Source organism: Staphylococcus sp. MI 10-1553 (assembly GCF_010365305.1).
Taxonomy (GTDB): Bacteria; Bacillota; Bacilli; order Staphylococcales; family Staphylococcaceae; genus Staphylococcus.
The window spans coordinates 1,070,751-1,088,450 of the sequence record NZ_CP048279.1 but is presented as its reverse complement, the minus strand read 5'-3'; the positions used below and the strand labels follow the sequence as shown (position 1 = coordinate 1,088,450).

General features: G+C 37.1%; 12 protein-coding genes. All 12 read right to left on the bottom strand.

Features of this window, described 5'->3' with window-relative positions:
- Positions 1-67: 67 nt before the first annotated feature.
- The 12 genes from GZH82_RS04780 to plsX all read right to left on the bottom strand — a co-directional run bounded on the left by GZH82_RS04780 (position 68) and on the right by plsX (position 17,699).
- The gene (locus GZH82_RS04780) at positions 68-2,860 is read right to left on the bottom strand and encodes a type I restriction endonuclease subunit R (RefSeq protein ID WP_162681537.1); all 2,793 of its coding nucleotides are present in this window, start codon (positions 2,858-2,860) and stop codon (positions 68-70) included.
- Positions 2,861-4,146: 1,286 nt separating this feature from the next.
- Entirely contained in the window at positions 4,147-4,791 is a 645-nt protein-coding gene (locus GZH82_RS04775) for a restriction endonuclease (RefSeq protein WP_162681536.1), read from the bottom strand.
- A gap of 291 nt (positions 4,792-5,082) precedes the next feature.
- A complete protein-coding gene (locus GZH82_RS04770; RefSeq protein WP_162681535.1) occupies positions 5,083-6,186 on the bottom strand; it encodes a hypothetical protein in 1,104 nt (367 codons plus the stop codon).
- Positions 6,187-6,482: 296 nt separating this feature from the next.
- Positions 6,483-7,850 carry a signal recognition particle protein gene (gene ffh, locus GZH82_RS04765; protein WP_162681534.1) on the bottom strand — a complete coding sequence of 456 codons (1,368 nt, stop codon included), beginning with the start codon at positions 7,848-7,850 and terminating at the stop codon, positions 6,483-6,485.
- Positions 7,851-7,863: 13 nt separating this feature from the next.
- Positions 7,864-8,199 carry a putative DNA-binding protein gene (locus GZH82_RS04760; RefSeq protein WP_019165649.1) on the bottom strand — a complete coding sequence of 112 codons (336 nt, stop codon included), beginning with the start codon at positions 8,197-8,199 and terminating at the stop codon, positions 7,864-7,866.
- A gap of 3 nt (positions 8,200-8,202) precedes the next feature.
- Positions 8,203-9,402, bottom strand: a complete 1,200-nt coding sequence (gene ftsY / locus GZH82_RS04755) for a signal recognition particle-docking protein FtsY (RefSeq protein WP_162681533.1) — start codon at positions 9,400-9,402, stop codon at positions 8,203-8,205.
- A 7-nt stretch (positions 9,403-9,409) separates the two neighbouring features.
- A complete protein-coding gene (smc, locus tag GZH82_RS04750) occupies positions 9,410-12,976 on the bottom strand; it encodes a chromosome segregation protein SMC (protein WP_162681532.1) in 3,567 nt (1,188 codons plus the stop codon).
- 3 nt (positions 12,977-12,979) lie between these two features.
- A complete protein-coding gene (gene rnc / locus GZH82_RS04745) occupies positions 12,980-13,711 on the bottom strand; it encodes a ribonuclease III (protein ID WP_162681531.1) in 732 nt (243 codons plus the stop codon).
- A gap of 890 nt (positions 13,712-14,601) precedes the next feature.
- Positions 14,602-14,835 carry an acyl carrier protein gene (locus tag GZH82_RS04740; RefSeq protein ID WP_019165520.1) on the bottom strand — a complete coding sequence of 78 codons (234 nt, stop codon included), beginning with the start codon at positions 14,833-14,835 and terminating at the stop codon, positions 14,602-14,604.
- Between the two features lie 228 nt (positions 14,836-15,063).
- On the bottom strand, positions 15,064-15,801 hold the full coding sequence (gene fabG / locus GZH82_RS04735; protein WP_162681530.1) for a 3-oxoacyl-[acyl-carrier-protein] reductase: 738 nt from the start codon (positions 15,799-15,801) through the stop codon (positions 15,064-15,066).
- Entirely contained in the window at positions 15,794-16,720 is a 927-nt protein-coding gene (gene fabD / locus GZH82_RS04730) for an ACP S-malonyltransferase (RefSeq protein ID WP_162681529.1), read from the bottom strand. Before fabD ends, fabG begins: the two co-directional genes overlap by 8 nt.
- On the bottom strand, positions 16,713-17,699 hold the full coding sequence (gene plsX / locus GZH82_RS04725) for a phosphate acyltransferase PlsX (RefSeq protein ID WP_162681528.1): 987 nt from the start codon (positions 17,697-17,699) through the stop codon (positions 16,713-16,715). The genes fabD and plsX overlap by 8 nt, the downstream gene beginning before the upstream one ends.
- Position 17,700: the final 1 nt, after the last annotated feature.

The window sequence follows — 17,700 nt, the reverse complement described above, 5'->3', positions numbered from 1 at the left end:
AAGTGTATGCGCGCACTGAAATATCAAAACCTTTGTAACGAATGGAATCACAAAGGTTTGATGGGTGCTAGCTACTATATTTTTCTGTGACTTCTTCAATAAATGAAATAATTGCCTTTTTCGTTTGACGCTTTTCTCTCAACTTTTTATCACTGACTAAATCTTTTAGGTCCGCTTGGTTCACGATACCACTATATTCAAATTCGCCTGTCATTGATTTCAAAATGTCTTCGTCGACCGCTTGTTGATGTGCAAATTGATTAAATTCTGCTTCTCGTTTCGCATTTTCAAATAAAATATACGCTTCATCTATGTTGTCATCTTCTGTTAACTGAGGAACCACTTCATCAATAAATTCCCGAATTAAGTCCCGCTTCAGACGTAATACCGGGTCGTCCGCATTGTCTAAAATACGTCGAATCTGTTCACGGTTACGTTGTTGTTCGCCGGTATCTTTCAAGTCGATTTGACGAATGAGATGCATAATATAAGACACATTAATCAGATCATTACGTAAAATTTCAATTTCAAAATCGATGTCATCCAAAATAGACACTTGTTCCACATTGCCTCGTTTGGACTTCACTTCATCATAAATGGCATAGTATTTACTCTTATAATCTTCAAACTCTTGGCCATCCATGCCAACATTTTCGACTGTAAACTCGAACTCTTCAAATGCTTTAAGTCGTAGCACAAGTTTTGATACGAGACGGAATGCTTCGACAAACGCCTTTTTTCCTTCTTCATCAAACACTTCATCCATCGCTTGAGGTGTTGGCGCAATGGCTTTTAACGCTGCCAACGCTTCGATAAATTCTGCTTTGTATGCTTCATAACTTTTCATGAGCACACGATCTGTATCATCCGTTTGCGAGAACAGTTTTAATGCTTTATCCGTATTGCGTTTTAAGTTGCGGTAATTCACAATTTTGCCGAATGGCTTCGTCTCTTTCTCAACACGGTTCGTACGAGAGTATGCTTGGATGAGATCATGATATTTCAAGTTTTTATCGACGTAAAGCGTGTTCAATACTTTACTGTCAAATCCCGTTAAAAACATATTCACGACGATAAGCACGTCAATTTTATTATCCTTTACGCCTTTTTTCACATTTTTCGAGACGTGATTAAAATATTCCTGGAACGTATCAGTCGTAAAGTTTGTCCCAAAGTGCGCATTGTAATCTTGCATGATACTTTCTAATTTATCTCTTGAATGAACGTCATCCACTTGCCCTTCTTTTTGCTTTTCATTGGCCGCGTACGTATAAATACCAGCAACTTTTAATGGATGATTATATTTATTGCCAACGTTTTTAAAAGCTTCGTAATATTTTATGAGTGCTGGAATACTTTGTACTGTTAAAATAGCCGAATACTGTCTATTTCTCGTATATTTATCGTGATTATCTGTAATATGGCGCACGATTAATTCAATTCGCTTATCCGACAACCACACTTCATCTTTATTAATACCTTCGACCATATCTTCAGAATCTGTTCTCATATTTTGCGCTTTAATCGTATTAATGTAATCGACAGAAAAGCCTAAAACATTACCATCGTGAATCGCATTTTTGATTAAATAAGAATGCAAGTTTCTACCAAAAATGTCTGCCGTACTCCGACCATCGATACTTTTATTTTCTTCAAAACGTGGCGTTCCTGTAAAACCAAAATATTGCGCATTGTTAAAATGTTGACGCACAATTCGATGCATGTCGCCAAATTGACTGCGGTGACACTCATCTATAATAAACACGACTTTATCCGTCTTATATTGATCTAACGCCTGCGCATTATTAGCTACCGCTTTAGACATCTTTTGAATCGTCGTCACAATGAGCGGCAAACTTTTATCATTCAACTGTTTCACAAGCTGGGACGTATTGTTCGTTTTATCCACCGAACCTTTAGAAAACTTATTAAACTCTTCTTCAGTTTGGCTATCTAAGTCTTTTCGGTCAACAAGGAAAATCACTTTTTTAATATTTTCTTGTTCTGACAGGACTTGACTCGCTTTAAAGGAAGTTAACGTTTTACCACTCCCTGTCGTATGCCAAATATAACCATTACTATTCGTTTCAGTCGCTTGATGGATCAAAGCTTCCACAGCATGCACTTGGTAGGGACGCATCGCCATTAAAACATGATCCGTTTCATTTAAAATCATATAGCGTGAAATCATTTTAGCTAAATGACACGGTCTTAAAAATGTATCCGTAAAGTCACCTAACGTATTGATACGGTGATTTTCTTTGTCACTCCAATAAAACATATGACTTTTTAAAATTTCGCCATCATTATTCGACATATAGCGTGTTTCAATACCGTTACTAATAATAAAAAGTTGAATATAACGGAACAAACCTGTGTAATTTTGTTTTCGATAACGCATCACTTGGTTAAACGCTTCGTTGATATCAATACCACGTCGCTTCAACTCAATTTGTACGAGCGGCAACCCATTAATCAAAATCGTCACATCATATCTCGCTTTATATGTATCTTGTACTGACACTTGATTCGTAATCTGAAACGTATTTTTACACCAGTGGCGCGTATCTAAAAATGACAAATACACCTCAGACTCATCATCACGCTTTAACGGTAATTTATCACGTAAAATACGCGCACTTTCAAAAATACCTTTACCATTGATCATCGTTAATAAGCGTTGGAACTCTTTATCTGACAGCGGTTTGCCTTCTAATTTATCTTCATGACGTTCGTTTAAAATTTGACGAAAATTATCCAATAACTGCTGTTCATCTCGAATGGTTACAATTTCATAGCCATTGGATTTTAATTGTGCCATCATTTCTTTTTCTAACGCGTATTCACTTTGGTAAACCATAACATCCCCTACCTTTGTTTCTCTTACAACTTATTATAATATATTATGCATTTGTGTGGTGGGATTTTTATATTTATTAGCGGTTTAATCATTAGAAAACGATATATTGTGTTTAGGACATTTTTAAACATGATGGTAAGTTTAATCAAACGTTCAATCGTCTTTTTGTATTCTGACAATATTCTCACCTTCATATCGATAGCCTAATTTTCGCATATGCAAGATTCTCGCTAACTTAATGATTTGCGCGATTAGAAAAATGAACACTATCATGACTCACTTGACTCAACCCATTTGGAATCCTCCCTATTTCGAGATATAATGTGAGTATAAGCGGAGGGAGCCACGAATGACTCTCGAAATCATTAATCAATATATTTAATGTCTTAGCACTAATGGTAGAATAAGTACAATCGCAACTTGTACATCTCTACTAGTTAGTGCTTTTATTATTTCGTATATTGGAACGTTCACCTCCCTTACACTCAATTAGCAAATAGTCAGTTATGAGTTCTGTATGTTCTTCAATTTTTTATTGGTTATTTCTGACCCTTCTTTTTATTAATAATGCTATTGTATGTATCATTAACTGCGTGCGTGAGTACCTTCAAATTAGCTCTAACTATTTTATTCTTAATCGTATGTTTATCGATTAACTTGACTCTTTCATCATTCTCAAAAGTACGCAGCGTGAGTCTTTTCGCTCAACACTATTTAATATCAAATTTTTTGAGGGAAGAAATTTTACATTCTATATATTGTTGCTAATACTTGGCTATGTGAAATGCTTAGTTGATTCAATCTTTTCCCTTGTGTCCTTCGAATTATTTACTGCCGTAGTAAATTTTTCATTATAGCTTTATCTATATCCTATTATTCCTCTGCCGCGTCCGTGAGTCATACCCTTAGAAAGAGCTATTAGTTCGTCAAGAAGGTCGCATCCTCTTCGTCGAGCTTTGTTAAATACTCCGCATCATTTACCATATAGAATTCGAGTAGTATAGGACTTCATCTTGTTTGGCAGATGCATCCATACTACATAGACCTAGTATGATGTTTCTATTCGTCAGTGTGAGTGTTTGCGTCCGACTTCCTTCAGATTCCTCTTCGCAGTGGACACCCTTTTCTTTCGATAACAGTTCCTACTACCAAGCCTGTAACGAACTTTCACCGTCAAGATGTTATCCATGCTGGGCGCACCAAAAAAACACCACACTCATTAGAGGTGTGGTGATTATATCCAAAAGTCAACTTAGTTAAATCATATTTTTGTCGACTTTCTATTTCTACGGATTTAAATATTTTTGGTGAGGATGTGGTATTAAATCAATAGCTATATTGTCTTTTAGCTTAGTATATTTTTCATCAATAATATCGATAACATTATACCCATCTACAATATTTTTCATGTCTTCCAAATGTAAGTTTATAATATAAATATTATCTTTTAGAGCCACTTTGCTACATACACCTTTAGAACTATCCCAGTCATTTTTGCCTGTAAGTGGTTCTACACTAAAAATAATACCTAATTTATAGTTCCCAAACCTTAACAAAGAATAAAATTTATTAACCCAAGTTACTTTAACCTTTTGGTGATACTGTTTACATTCTACAATAAAATCTTCTGATAATATTGGCAATGTATTATTGTAATAAGTTCTTGAAACATCATTAGTTTTTAAAAATAAATCTATTTCATTGGTACTAGTCCTTTTATTAAGATATATATAGTGTAAATTCAAATACTCGAAAAGTTGCGACACAAATTTTTCTAATGCTTTTCCAGATTTATCAGTTGTAGTTTCAATTACATTTAGCAATTCACTAAGTGTTTTTAACTCTTCTTCTTTTAAATTTTTCTCTTTACGAATAAAATCTTTAGGTAACGCTTTCAAGTAATCACTTAGACTTTCCCCTTCTTTAATCATACTATCACCTTAAACTTAACTTTGATATTATCAGGATTAATTGTAAATGCTTCATCTGTTTCTTCGCAGTATATTTCATCCTTTATATTAATTTCATCAAGAGTATACCCGGTGCTATGATGAGAATATGGGGAATATATTTCAAATATCTTTTCAACTAAATGATTCTCTTCTAGATCTAGCATTATAGTATAAAACTCAGTTGTAGATAAATCAATTTCATAAAAATTCGAATATTGTATAAAGTCATTCTTTTTATATCTAGTAATCTTTTTTAAAAATTTGTTTTTTTTATGCTGATCCAGATTCTGAAAGTTCTTGTTTTTCTCTACATTTATCGTCAATAAACTTTGCAACTTTCATCATCTCCTTATTTTCAGCAGTATTTTTATGAAATTCAATAATAGAATATCCTCTTTCAGTCAAAACGTCAAATCGAAATTTTACTGTAAATTGTTTAGCTTTAACTTCATTCAACCAGATTAATTGCACCCATGGATACGTTGATTCTTCCTCTGTATTCTCAATGAACTCCATAAGAATATCGTAAAATTTATGAGTATGATCAAAAATATCTTCATTATCTTTAATTAATAGCTTTAAATCACCCAATATTGGAAGTACAATATCCTCTGAAATCCCAGCCTCTAATGTAGCACTTGAACCTCTTTTTAATTCCATTTTTTGACCATATACTTTTATATGACTCCCATCTTTATATTTAATCAATCCATTTTCAATACTATTGGTTTGTTTAGCTAATGTGTTGATTTCTTTAACGTTTATTTCTTTAATATTAAAAATTGTATTATCGTTAATCCAATCAATCAATTCATCGATTCTTTTTTCATAAAAGTTAGGATCATTATTTTTTAGATTAGAGTTGATTCTTGCTACTCTAAATTCTATTATTTTAGATTCCTTATGTATGACAACCACCATAGGAAGAATACTAGTAATTTCTTTTGCTTTTCCATCGATGAGGGTAGCACCTTTGCAATAATAATTAAATTTTAAAATCGAAAATTCATCATGCTCATATAGTTTGGGATTAGCTAAATCATCATTAATATTGCTAATTTCTTCTTTATCAGATACTTTTTGTCTTAGGTTTTCAATGCCCTGTTCATATTCACCGTCAATACTATTGAATAACGCGCAATATTTATAAGGCTTTAAATAATCGTATTCAAAGATTATTGCAGTCAGTTCTTCTTTGAACATTTCAAGACCCTTAAGTATTCTATCCTTCTTTCCAATAGGGCCTTCATTTTCTTCAACTAATTCATAAAGAGATTTACCTTCTCTTTTTGTCGCTTTCATCTGCTTAATTATAGATGAAACATCTCTTGTTTTAAATGACTCAATCATTTCATTGATATATTCTTGATCCATTTTTCATCCCCCATATTGCTTAGTTAATTAATTATACACACATTCCAAATGCATGAAAATACTTTTTAACACTAAAAATTTACTTGCCCAACATAAAATGGTTGTTTGTATACTTTGAACTTAATTATATATTATTACACAAAAAACTGGGCTGTAGCAAAGCCCCTAAGAACGTGATCCTTAAAGTTCACAATCTGAAATCTCCCCACTAAAATCAATGCAACTGAAATGTCAAAAACCCAAAAAAACCGCAAAAAAACACCGAGATGCTCCACACATCCCAGTGTTCTCAAAAATTAAAATGGCAAATTCATACCTTTTAACATATTTTGCAATTGCGCTTGCTTCCCTTTTTTACCTTTACCGCCGCCTGTAAACTGCTTCATCATTTTCTTCATGTCATTAAACTGCTTCAATAAACGGTTCACTTCTTGCAATGTACGCCCTGAACCTGCGGCAATACGACGCTTTCTTGAAACATTCAATTTATCTGGGTTTTCACGTTCTTCAGGTGTCATGGACTGAATGATTGCCTTAATATGATCGATTTGTTTATCGCTCATATTCAGTTTGTCGAGCCCTTTCATCTTGTTCATACCTGGAATCATTTTCATAATGTCATCCAGTGGTCCAAGATTTTTCACTTGATCGAGTTGTTCTAAAAAATCTTCTAATGTAAATGAAGACGTACGCATTTTTTTCTCTAAATCTCTTGCTTTTTCTTCATCGACATCTTGTTGTGCTTTTTCAATCAGGCTTAACACATCGCCCATGCCTAAAATACGTGACGCCATACGTTCAGGATGGAATAACTCTAGTCCATCTAGCTTCTCGCTCATCCCGATAAATTTAATAGGTTTGTCTGTGACTGCGCGGATAGAAAGTGCAGCACCCCCACGTGTATCCCCATCTAATTTCGTCAATGTCACCCCAGTTACATCGAGCTGTTGGTCAAATGATTCTGCGACGTTAACCGCATCTTGACCTGTCATCGCATCGACAACGAGCATGATTTCATTAGGTTTAGAAATTTCTTTTACTTCTTGTAATTCGTTCATCAATGCTTCGTCAATGTGTAAACGACCGGCTGTATCAATAATCACGAAATCTAAATGTTCATCTTTTGCATGTTGTAACGCATTTTGGACGATTTGTTGAGGTGGGACTTGATCGCCTTCGCTATATACAGGAATGTCGATTTGTTTCCCTACCGTTTGCAATTGGTTAATCGCTGCTGGACGGTAAATGTCGCCGGCTACAAGTAACGGCTTTTTGTTATACTTTTTGCGCATTAATAAGGCAAGTTTCCCTGCTGTTGTCGTTTTACCGGCACCTTGTAAGCCGACCATCATGACAACAGTTGGTGGTTTTTTAGACATTGTAATCGACGTGTTGTCCCCACCCATTAATGTTGTCAGTTCTTCTTGTACGATTTTGATGACTTGTTGTCCAGGTGTCAATGACTTCATCACATCAGAACCTAATGCACGTTCTGAAACTGTTTTGACAAAGTTTTTAACGACTTTAAAGTTAACGTCCGCTTCGAGTAAAGCAAGACGTACTTCACGCATCATTGCTTTGATATCAGCTTCAGTCACTTTACCTTTACCTTTTATTTTCTGCATCGTTGCCTGCAGTCGATCGGATAATCCTTCAAAAGCCATAAAGTGACCCTCCTTATTCTAGTTCTTCAAGTTCTTGGATATATTGTTGAATGTGTTCTGGTTCATGAATATGGTCTCGTATTTGTTGAAAAATCTCTTGTCTACGGGTAAAACGGCGATAGAGCCCTAATTTTTGTTCGTAATCTTCCACTAAATCGCCAGTTCTTCTTATGTTATCATACACTGCTTGACGACTCACTTCAAATGTCTCTGCAATTTCACTAAGCGCATAGTCTTCTAAGTAAAAGAGTCGTAAATAGTTGCGCTGTTTTTCGGTGAGTAATGACTGATAAAAGTCAAAGAGATAATTCATTCGGACCGTTTTAATTAAATCATCGTCATGGTGCATGGGCTATCCCTCGTTTTCCGGTTGATTTTCCTCTGCTTCTGGTACATTTTGTTCAATCATATCTGCAAATAAGCCGTAAACATAACTTTCTGCGTTGAACGGTTGTAAATCATCCAGTTTTTCACCTAAGCCAACATATTTCACTGGAATGTGCAATTCGTTTCGGATGGCAAGGACGATACCACCTTTAGCTGTTCCATCAAGTTTCGTTAAGACGATACCTGTCACGTCTGTCACTTCTTTAAATGCTTTCGCTTGTGCCAATGCATTTTGTCCTGTTGTTGCGTCGAGTGCGAGTAACACTTCGTGAGGTGCATCTGGAACTGAACGGCTAATGACACGTTTCACTTTTTCAAGTTCATTCATTAAGTTTTGCTTGTTTTGTAAACGACCCGCTGTATCACAAATTAAAATGTCAACGCCTTTATTTTTCGCAGCGTTAATCGCATCATACATGACAGCAGCTGGGTCAGATCCTTCACCTTGGCGAATGACATCGACACCTACACGTTGTCCCCAAACTTCAAGTTGTTCGATTGCACCTGCACGGAATGTATCTCCTGCAGCTAACATCACTTTTTTACCTTGTGCTTGATAACGGTACGCGAGTTTACCGATTGTCGTCGTTTTACCTACACCGTTAACGCCGACCATTAAAATGACATTCAAGCGGCCATCTTCAATATTCATCTCTTCTGATTTTTCATCGTCTTGTTGATATATTTCTACAATTTTTTCAACAATCGCTTCACGTAAATCTTCTGTTTCAGTAATATTACGGCGTTTCGCTTCCATACGTAATTCATCCACAAGTTCCATCACTGTGTTGAAACCGACGTCAGCTTGAATTAACATTTCCTCTAATGCTTCAAAGAAATCTTCATCCACTTTACGGTAATGGGCTAATAAATTGTTTAGTTGATTTTGAAAGTTTTCGCGAGATTTTTCAAGACCTTCACGGAATTTCGCACCGATTTTTTGTGATTCGAGCTCTTCAAATTCTTCAATCGACATTAAGCCGTCATCAAATTCATCTTCTACAGATGTGAGATCATTGTCTTGATGCACTGTTTCGCCCGGCGCTGCTTGTTGTGCTAGTTCAGGCTCCTGGTGTTCAACGGCATCTTGTTGTAAATCTTGTTCTAGTTGTTGTTCTTTATCAGGTTTCGCAAATTTATCCTTTAATCGTTTAAAAAAGCTCATTTTACGCTTATTCCTCCTTCAATACTTCATCTATTGTATTTAAATTTACGCTTACGAGACGCGACACGCCCATTTCTTGCATTGTCACGCCATAAAGACAATCACACATTTCCATCGTACCTTTTCGGTGGGTAATGACAATAAATTGTGTATCTTTAGACAATGTTTTTAAGTATGTCGCATATCGAATGACATTTGCTTCGTCCAATGCCGCTTCTACTTCATCCAATATGACAAATGGTGCAGATCTCACCTTCAATATCGCAAATAGTAACGCAATGGCACTTAATGCACGTTCACCCCCACTTAATAGCGACAAATGTTGTAATTTTTTTCCTGGTGGCTGTACTTTAATATCGACGCCTGCTGTTAAGTAGTCTTTTTCCGTCAATATGAGTTCCGCTTGACCGCCACCGAACAAGTTTTTGAACACACTCGCAAAATGGTCTTGAATCGCATGGAATGTCGTACTGAAACGTTCCGCCACTTCTGCGTCCATTTCTTGAATGATTTGTTCTAACGTTGCTTTTGCTTCTCTTAAATCATTGCGCTGCTCAGATAAGAATGTATAACGTGCAGACACTTCTTCATATTGCTCAATCGCATTCAAATTCACATGTCCTAATTCATCAATCGACATTTGTGTGAGCTTCACTTTTTGACGTAATGCATCAATGTTCGCATCTGCTAACGGATAAGACGATTTCGCATGTTCGAATGTCATATGATATTTTTCATTCAAATGTTTCAACGCTTGATCAATGAGTACATCTAATCTTGATTGTGCAGACTTGATATTTTGATACTGGTTTTCAATTTCCAACAATTTTTGATGAATGGACTCTAACGCTTGTTCATTCGATTCAATCAAATCTTCAATATCTTGACGCTGTTGTCGTAATTGTTGCTGTTCTTCGAGATGACGAATTTTGGCGTCTTGATATTCTGTAATTTGTGCTTGAATCTTTTCAAGTGTCGAACGATCATTCACTTCATCTGAATTAATCAGTGCCAATTGATCTGTTAGTTTTTGTTGTTGGGCATCGATTTGTTGTTGTTCTTTTTCCAAACGTTTGAATTGTTGTTGTTGTGTCTTAATACGTTCAACGACAACCGCAAAATCAGACTTGTATTGATGGAGTTGTTGTTGTAATTGTGATGCTTGTGCTTGAGACACTTTTCGTTGTTCTGTCATCGCTTTAATTTGTTTGTCCATTTGTTCGAGTTGTTCAGCGATTTCAGCTTGGCGCGCTTGTTTATCTTTTAATGTCGCTTCACTTTTATCACTTTGATACCCATCATTTTTTTCGAACTCAAACTCTTCATGTTCATTTTTTAAGCGTTGTTCGATTTCACGATAGCGATCATGTTCTAATGACAAATCGTGAAGTTCTTGTTTATACGTATTGAAGTCTTGTTGTGCTGTAACATATTGTTCACTCAACGTATCTTGTTGTGACTTTTGATTTTGACAAAACACTTCCAATTGCTTCGTCTTTTCAAGATACGTCTCTAACTGAGCTTGTAACTGTTGCAGTTCATCTTTTTGTCCGAGTAAACTTTGACGTTGTTGTGTACCGCCCCCAGTCATTGAACCTCCTGGATTAACGACATCACCTTCTAATGTAACGATGCGCGTTTGGTATTGAATCGCACGGGCCATTTCATTCGCATTTTTCAAACCGTCTACAATTAATGTACGTCCTAATAAATTGTCGATAATCGCTTTGTATGTCGCATCAACTTGTACCGCTTCACTTGCGACAGTAACAAATCCCGCCATTTGTTGAGCTGTTTGAACGACGCGTGTATCTAATGTTTTTCCTTTAATAACGTTCAGTGGTAAAAATGTGGCGCGTCCTAATTTTTTCGTTTTCAAAAATTGAATCGCTTGGCGGGCTGCAGCTTCGTCAGATACGATGACATGTTGCATACTCGCACCTAAAGCCGTTTCTATCGCTGTCGTATATTTTGAAGGGACATCAATTTGTTGGGCTACTGCGCCGTGAATGCCTTGTAATTGTTGATCTTTAGCTTTTAAGACAGCTTTAACACCTTGATAGAAGCTACTCAAACCGTCTTCACGCATTTTCATCGTTTCAATACGTGCCTTCAACTTATCATTGTAACGGTACGCTTGATACAGTTGTGATTCTGCCTCTGTTTGTTCAGACTTCACTTTTGATAATGACGCTTTAATTTGTTTACAATCATTTTCGACTTTCGTCATTTGACGCTTTTTTTGTTGTTGACGTTGCTCGATGTCATGCATATGTTGTTGGGCATCTTTTAACTGCGCATAAGCCTCAGTCAATCTAGAATCGATACGAGATTGTTTCGCTTTATGTTCTTCAATCGTTTTCGTCAAAAATCGAATGTCATTGTTAATATCCGCTTGTTCAGTCATTAATTGATAATACGTATCTTTTAACGTTTCAACATCTTCTTCCATCGTTTCGTCAGACTGATACAATTGTCCTTCGAGCGTTTGAATGTGTTGATTTAATTGTTGACGCTTCTCTTTTAATTGACTCAGCGTTTTTTCAGTTTCTGCCACATCTTGATCTAATTGTTGCTGATGTTGTGCAATAGACGCCTGTTCCTCTTCAATACGTGCATTAGATTGCGATTGGTTCTTTTGACGTTCTTCAATTAATTGATATTGCCCTGTCAACTTCTCAACTTGTTCTGTCGTTTCAATCAGTTGCTGGTTGACTTTTTCTAATTGCTGATCGACTTCAAAACGTTCACCTTTTGCCTTTTGCATCGTATGTGCAATTTGAGACTTTTTATGATGCGTATCGACTTGCTGACTCTTTAATTCATTCAATGACGTGTCATGATCCTCAATTTGCGTTTGATACGACGCGATGTCATGCACCGTTACACGAATATCACTTTCTTTTAAAATGTCACTCAACTGCAAATACTCTTTCGCAATCGCCGCTTCTTCTTTTAACGGTTCCACGCGACCTTCTAAATCGTACAAAATGTCTTCCACACGCGTTAAATTGTCTTCAGTATGTGACAGCTTTTCTAACGACGCTTCTTTACGTTTTTTATACTTCAATACCCCTGCAGACTCTTCAATAATTTGACGGCGATCAGTCGGTTTCGCGTTAAGCACTTCATCGACGCGTCCTTGTGAAATAATACTGAACGCTTCTTTACCAAGACCTGAATCTAAAAAGAGCTCGTGTATATCTTTCAAACGCCGGCGCTCATTATTGACATAAAACTCACTGTCACCATTACGATAAAGTCGTCTCGTCACAATGACTTCTGTCGCATCAAAATTCAACAAGCCTCGACTATTATCGAGTTTCAACTGCACTTCAGCAAAGTTTTGGGCACTGCGATGTTGTGCACCAGAAAAGATAATGTCTTCCATTTTACTGCCACGCAATGAACGCGCAGATTGTTCACCGAGCACCCATTTAATTGCGTCAGTAATATTACTCTTCCCACTACCATTCGGACCAACGATGGCTGTGACACCTTTGTCAAATTGAATTTGAGTGGCTTCCGCAAATGATTTAAATCCATATGCATCAATTGACTTTAAATAAACCATATTCTACTCCTTATGTGTCATCAATAAGTATGCTTGTTCGGCTGCTTTTTGTTCAGACTCTTTTTTCGTACGACCTTCACCTTGAGAGACAGCTTCCCCATTTAATAAAATTTCGGAAGTGAACGTTTTGTTATGCGCAGGTCCCTCTTCTTTCGCAATTCGATATTTGATAGCACCTAAATAGTTTTGATGAACATATTCTTGAAATTTTGTTTTAAAATCGACAACACCAATCAGTTGGCGTCCTTTAACGTGTGGAAAAATGACAGCTTCTGCAAAGTGCCACACCGCTTCAAGCCCTTGGTCTAAATACAGTGCACCTACAAATGCTTCAAAGACATCCGCGACTAATGACGGACGTGTTCTACCGCCTGTTTTTTCTTCACCTTTACCGAGCAAGATGAGCGGCATTAAATCAATATGTTGCGCGAAAACAACGAGCGATGGTTCACAAACGATATTGGCACGCATTTTCGTCAAATCTCCTTCAGGCAATTTCGGAAATGCATCGAATAAATAACGTGATACAGTTAATTCGAGTACAGCATCTCCTAAAAACTCTAACCGTTCATTATGTTCAGTACGGTCCATATTAAAGTCATTAATAAAACTAGAATGTGAAAAAGCTTGTTGATAAAGTGACATATTTTCATATGCCAAATTCAATGCTTTCATTTTTTTCGCAAAATTCTCTCGAAACTCAGCGACGAGCGTTTCCTTACGCACTTTCGTCATGCCATTATTTCCTCCTTTATTTCTTTCAATCAGATGCATGGACATTTTTTATTTGATAATCCAGCCATCATCAGTTGTACATCATATTTTTAACACTCGCATTTGATACTACAAGCTGTGACGACCTATATTTTCGTATACGCTCCCAAACTTTTAGTGAGCACATCACATTGTCATCGTGTTCAATAAAAGTGAGACCCTTCTTTCCAAAATCCATACCTGTTTCTATTATACGTGATATCAAAACCGAAGCCTATCCATTCATTAAAACTTCTCATACTCTAAAGTTCATATGGAGATGGGATTGGGACTTAAAAATTTTAAGCCTCAATCCATTCATATATTTTTGACTGATTAATGATTTTAAAGTAGTCGAAAAATGAGGGTGAATGGGATAGAAAATTTGATACTATTGTTTCTTGATTTCAAAAACTTGACCTCAGTTCCGCTGTATTTGATATAAGATTCCCCAGAAGGCTGAGACTCCTGAGGGAATGAGTGCCACTTCTTTACTTTAATAGTGGTTGCTGTTTATCGCAGTAGCTGTCTGACTTCTCAATACGCATGCTTTTGAGAAGTCTAGTCAGCCTTGCGGGGGCAGTACTACGAAATCTTTGTTGCACATGAGATTTCTGTACTGCTCCCAAAACCCACTAACGCATCAACAAATGTAACAATTTAATCAAGCGTTAGTGAGTTGAAGGGCCAGCCCCTAGGAACGCGAAGCCATGAAGGCAATCTAAAGCCACAAATCATAGGGAGGGCAAGTTTAACAAAAATATTGCATCAATAGCATCAAAATTTTTTATGTCCCATCCCAATTCCTTGGCATACACAACAAAATATAGTAAAGGAGCTGAGGAAACTTAATGTCCCAGCTCCGATAATCATTATTTTTCAAGTGTATTAATGTAATTAACAGCGTCTCCCACTGTGTTGATTTTTTCGGCTTCTTCATCTGGAATTTCAGTACCGAATTCATCTTCTAATTCCATTACTAACTCAGCGATATCAAGTGAATCAGCGCCTAGATCGTCTTTGAAAGATGCATCTTCAGTGACTTTGTCAGCGTCTACGCCTAAACGGTCAACGATGATGTCTTTGACTTTATCGAAGTTTTCCACGTTGTTTCACCTCCTTATAAAAAAATGCTCTGTTTATGTAACGCATGTTGCGCGTTTTTTTATCGAATTGAAATACTCGACTGTTATATTTTGCCATTTTATCGGCTTAAATACAACCCATTTCAATGAAGTTCACCGCGTTCTACATACATTTCATTAACATCAAATGCGCAGTGAACAAAATTCTTAGTTTCAACTCAGGATTTCATGTTCAAAACGCAGCCATGATTATTCCATATGCATACCGCCATTGACATGAATCGTTTGGCCTGTAATATAAGCCGCTTTATCTGAAGCTAAAAATGCTACTGTATGCGCGATGTCTGTATCTTGACCGAAACGACCTAATGGAATTTGTGTCTTCATCGTCTCTTTCAAGTCATCGTTTAACGCGTCAGTCATATCTGAAACGATAAAGCCTGGAGCGACGGCATTGACAGTAATGTTACGTGACGCCAATTCGCGCGCTGCAGTTTTTGTCATCCCAATGACACCTGCTTTAGAGGCCACATAGTTAATTTGACCTGGGTTACCCACTGCACCGACAACACTTGTTAAGTTGATAATGCGTCCAGCACGTTGTTTCAACATTTGTGGTGTTGCTTTTTGGATACAGTTAAAGACACCTTTTAAGTTTGTATCAATCACATCATCCCACTCATGTTCTTTCATTCTCATTAGCAAGTTGTCTCTCGTAATACCTGCGTTGTTGACAAGAACGTCGAGTGAACCTAAAGTTTTGACGATTTCTTTAATCATCGCTTTCACTTCATCGCCATTTGCGACATTGGCTTGCATGGCAACACTTTCGACACCTTTATTTTTAATTTCTTCAACGACGGCCTCCGCTTTTTCTTGGTTACCAGCGTAGTTAACGACAACATTGTAACCTTCTTCAGCAAGTTGTAATGCAATACTACGGCCAATCCCACGTGAAGCTCCTGTAACTAATGCAACTTTACTCATTTCCAATCCATTCCTTTACATCTTCGAGCGTTTGAATCGAAGTTATTTTCACATCTCTACTCATTTTTTTAACTAAACCTGATAATACTTTGTTCGGACCGACTTCAATGAAATGATCCACACCTTGATTGATTAACCATTGAACAGAGTCGATAAATTGCACAGGCGAATACAATTGTTTCACCATATGTTGTTTAATCGTTTCTGCATCTGTTTCAGGTCTTGCATGAACATTTTGTACGACTGGCGTTGTCGCATCATGCCATTCAAATTGATCGATATACGTTTTAAATTCATCTTCAATCACTTGCATCATAGACGAATGAAACGGTCCAGAAACGTCTAATGGCATCACTCTTTTCGCACCAAGTGATTTACCTTCACTCACTAAACGATCCACAGCAACTTTATGACCTGACACAACGATTTGTCCTGGCGCATTAATATTGGCAGGCTCGACGACGGCATCTTCTATTGAGATTTGATCACAAATGGCCTTCACTTCATCAAATGATAAACCTAATACTGCAGCCATACCGCCGACACCATTAGGAAATGCTTGTGCCATCAATTCCCCACGTTTACGAACGATTTTTACGGCAGCTTCAAACTTTAAAACACCGCTCATCACAAGGCTTGAATACTCGCCTAAACTGTGACCAATCGTATAATCCGCAGTCGGTTGACCCATCGCAGCATAAAGTGCCATGCTATGTGTTAACAGTGCAGGTTGTGTATTTTCAGTTTGCCCTAACACTTGGTTTGGGTCTTCAAACATCGTCTCAAGTATGTTAAATGGCATTTGTTCAGCAGCTGCTTCTAAAATTTTCGTCGCTGCTTCATCTTGTTGATACAAATCTTGTGCCATGCCTACCTTTTGTGCCCCTTGTCCAGGGAACATCAACACGGTTTTACTCATCAGTGTCGCCCACCTTTGCTCTCATATTTTCGACAATTTTCGTTTCACCAGCAATTTTCGCTTGACGAATCGCTGAATAAAACGCCTTTGCATTTGAACTGCCGTGCGCTTTGACCACGATACCGTCCAATCCTAACAACACTGAACCGCCATATTCGGAATAGTCCAATTGTTTTGCGATACGTTTAATGTCATCTTTCACGACTAGTGCTGCTAATTTATTTTTAAGGCTCGATAACAAATCATTTTTCAAAATTTTACCGAATGATTTGGCTGTACCTTCTAAGTTTTTCAACACGATATTACCTGTAAAACCATCTGTCACAATAACGTCAGCTTCATCTTCCATAATCGATTTTGCTTCAATATTGCCCGTAAATTTGAATTGGTCCGTTTCAGACATTAAGCGAAATGCTTCTTTTGTTAAGCTATTTCCTTTTTTATCCTCTGTCCCAATATTAAGTAATGCCACTCTCGGTTCTGCAATGCCTCTTAACTTTTGCGCATAAATATGACCGAGTACCGCATTTTGATACAAATGATCCGCTTTCGCATCGGCATTTGCACCGACATCTAAAAATACGACACCATTACCGCTCACTGTTGGCAAAGTAACGACCAACGCTGGTCGCGCAACCCCCGGCAAACGACCTACAATAAACAGGCCTACCGACATGAGTGCACCTGTGTTACCTGCTGAGACACATCCGTCTGCTTCTCCATTTTTCACTGCTTCAGCCATACGAACCATCGAGCTATCTTTTTTACGTTTAATGGCACGTACTGGCTCATCTTCCATTGAAATCTCTTCAGTCGTATGACGTATTTCGACTCTTGGATGGTTTAAATGACATTGCTTTTCATCACCGAAAAGAATAATCTCCAAATCATCGAAATCTTGAATCGCTTTTTCAACAGCTTCAAGTACGATGTGAGGGGCATCGTCGCCACCCATCATATCTACAGCTAGTTTTACCATC

Coding starts and splice junctions, on each gene's coding strand:
- GZH82_RS04780 (WP_162681537.1), bottom strand. CDS start 2,860: ATGGTTTACCAAAGTGAATACGCGTTAGAAAAAGAAATGATGGCACAA.
- GZH82_RS04775 (WP_162681536.1), bottom strand. CDS start 4,791: ATGATTAAAGAAGGGGAAAGTCTAAGTGATTACTTGAAAGCGTTACCT.
- GZH82_RS04770 (WP_162681535.1), bottom strand. CDS start 6,186: ATGGATCAAGAATATATCAATGAAATGATTGAGTCATTTAAAACAAGA.
- ffh (WP_162681534.1), bottom strand. CDS start 7,850: ATGGCTTTTGAAGGATTATCCGATCGACTGCAGGCAACGATGCAGAAA.
- GZH82_RS04760 (WP_019165649.1), bottom strand. CDS start 8,199: ATGCACCATGACGATGATTTAATTAAAACGGTCCGAATGAATTATCTC.
- ftsY (WP_162681533.1), bottom strand. CDS start 9,402: ATGAGCTTTTTTAAACGATTAAAGGATAAATTTGCGAAACCTGATAAA.
- smc (WP_162681532.1), bottom strand. CDS start 12,976: ATGGTTTATTTAAAGTCAATTGATGCATATGGATTTAAATCATTTGCG.
- rnc (WP_162681531.1), bottom strand. CDS start 13,711: ATGACGAAAGTGCGTAAGGAAACGCTCGTCGCTGAGTTTCGAGAGAAT.
- fabG (WP_162681530.1), bottom strand. CDS start 15,801: ATGAGTAAAGTTGCATTAGTTACAGGAGCTTCACGTGGGATTGGCCGT.
- fabD (WP_162681529.1), bottom strand. CDS start 16,720: ATGAGTAAAACCGTGTTGATGTTCCCTGGACAAGGGGCACAAAAGGTA.
- plsX (WP_162681528.1), bottom strand. CDS start 17,699: ATGGTAAAACTAGCTGTAGATATGATGGGTGGCGACGATGCCCCTCAC.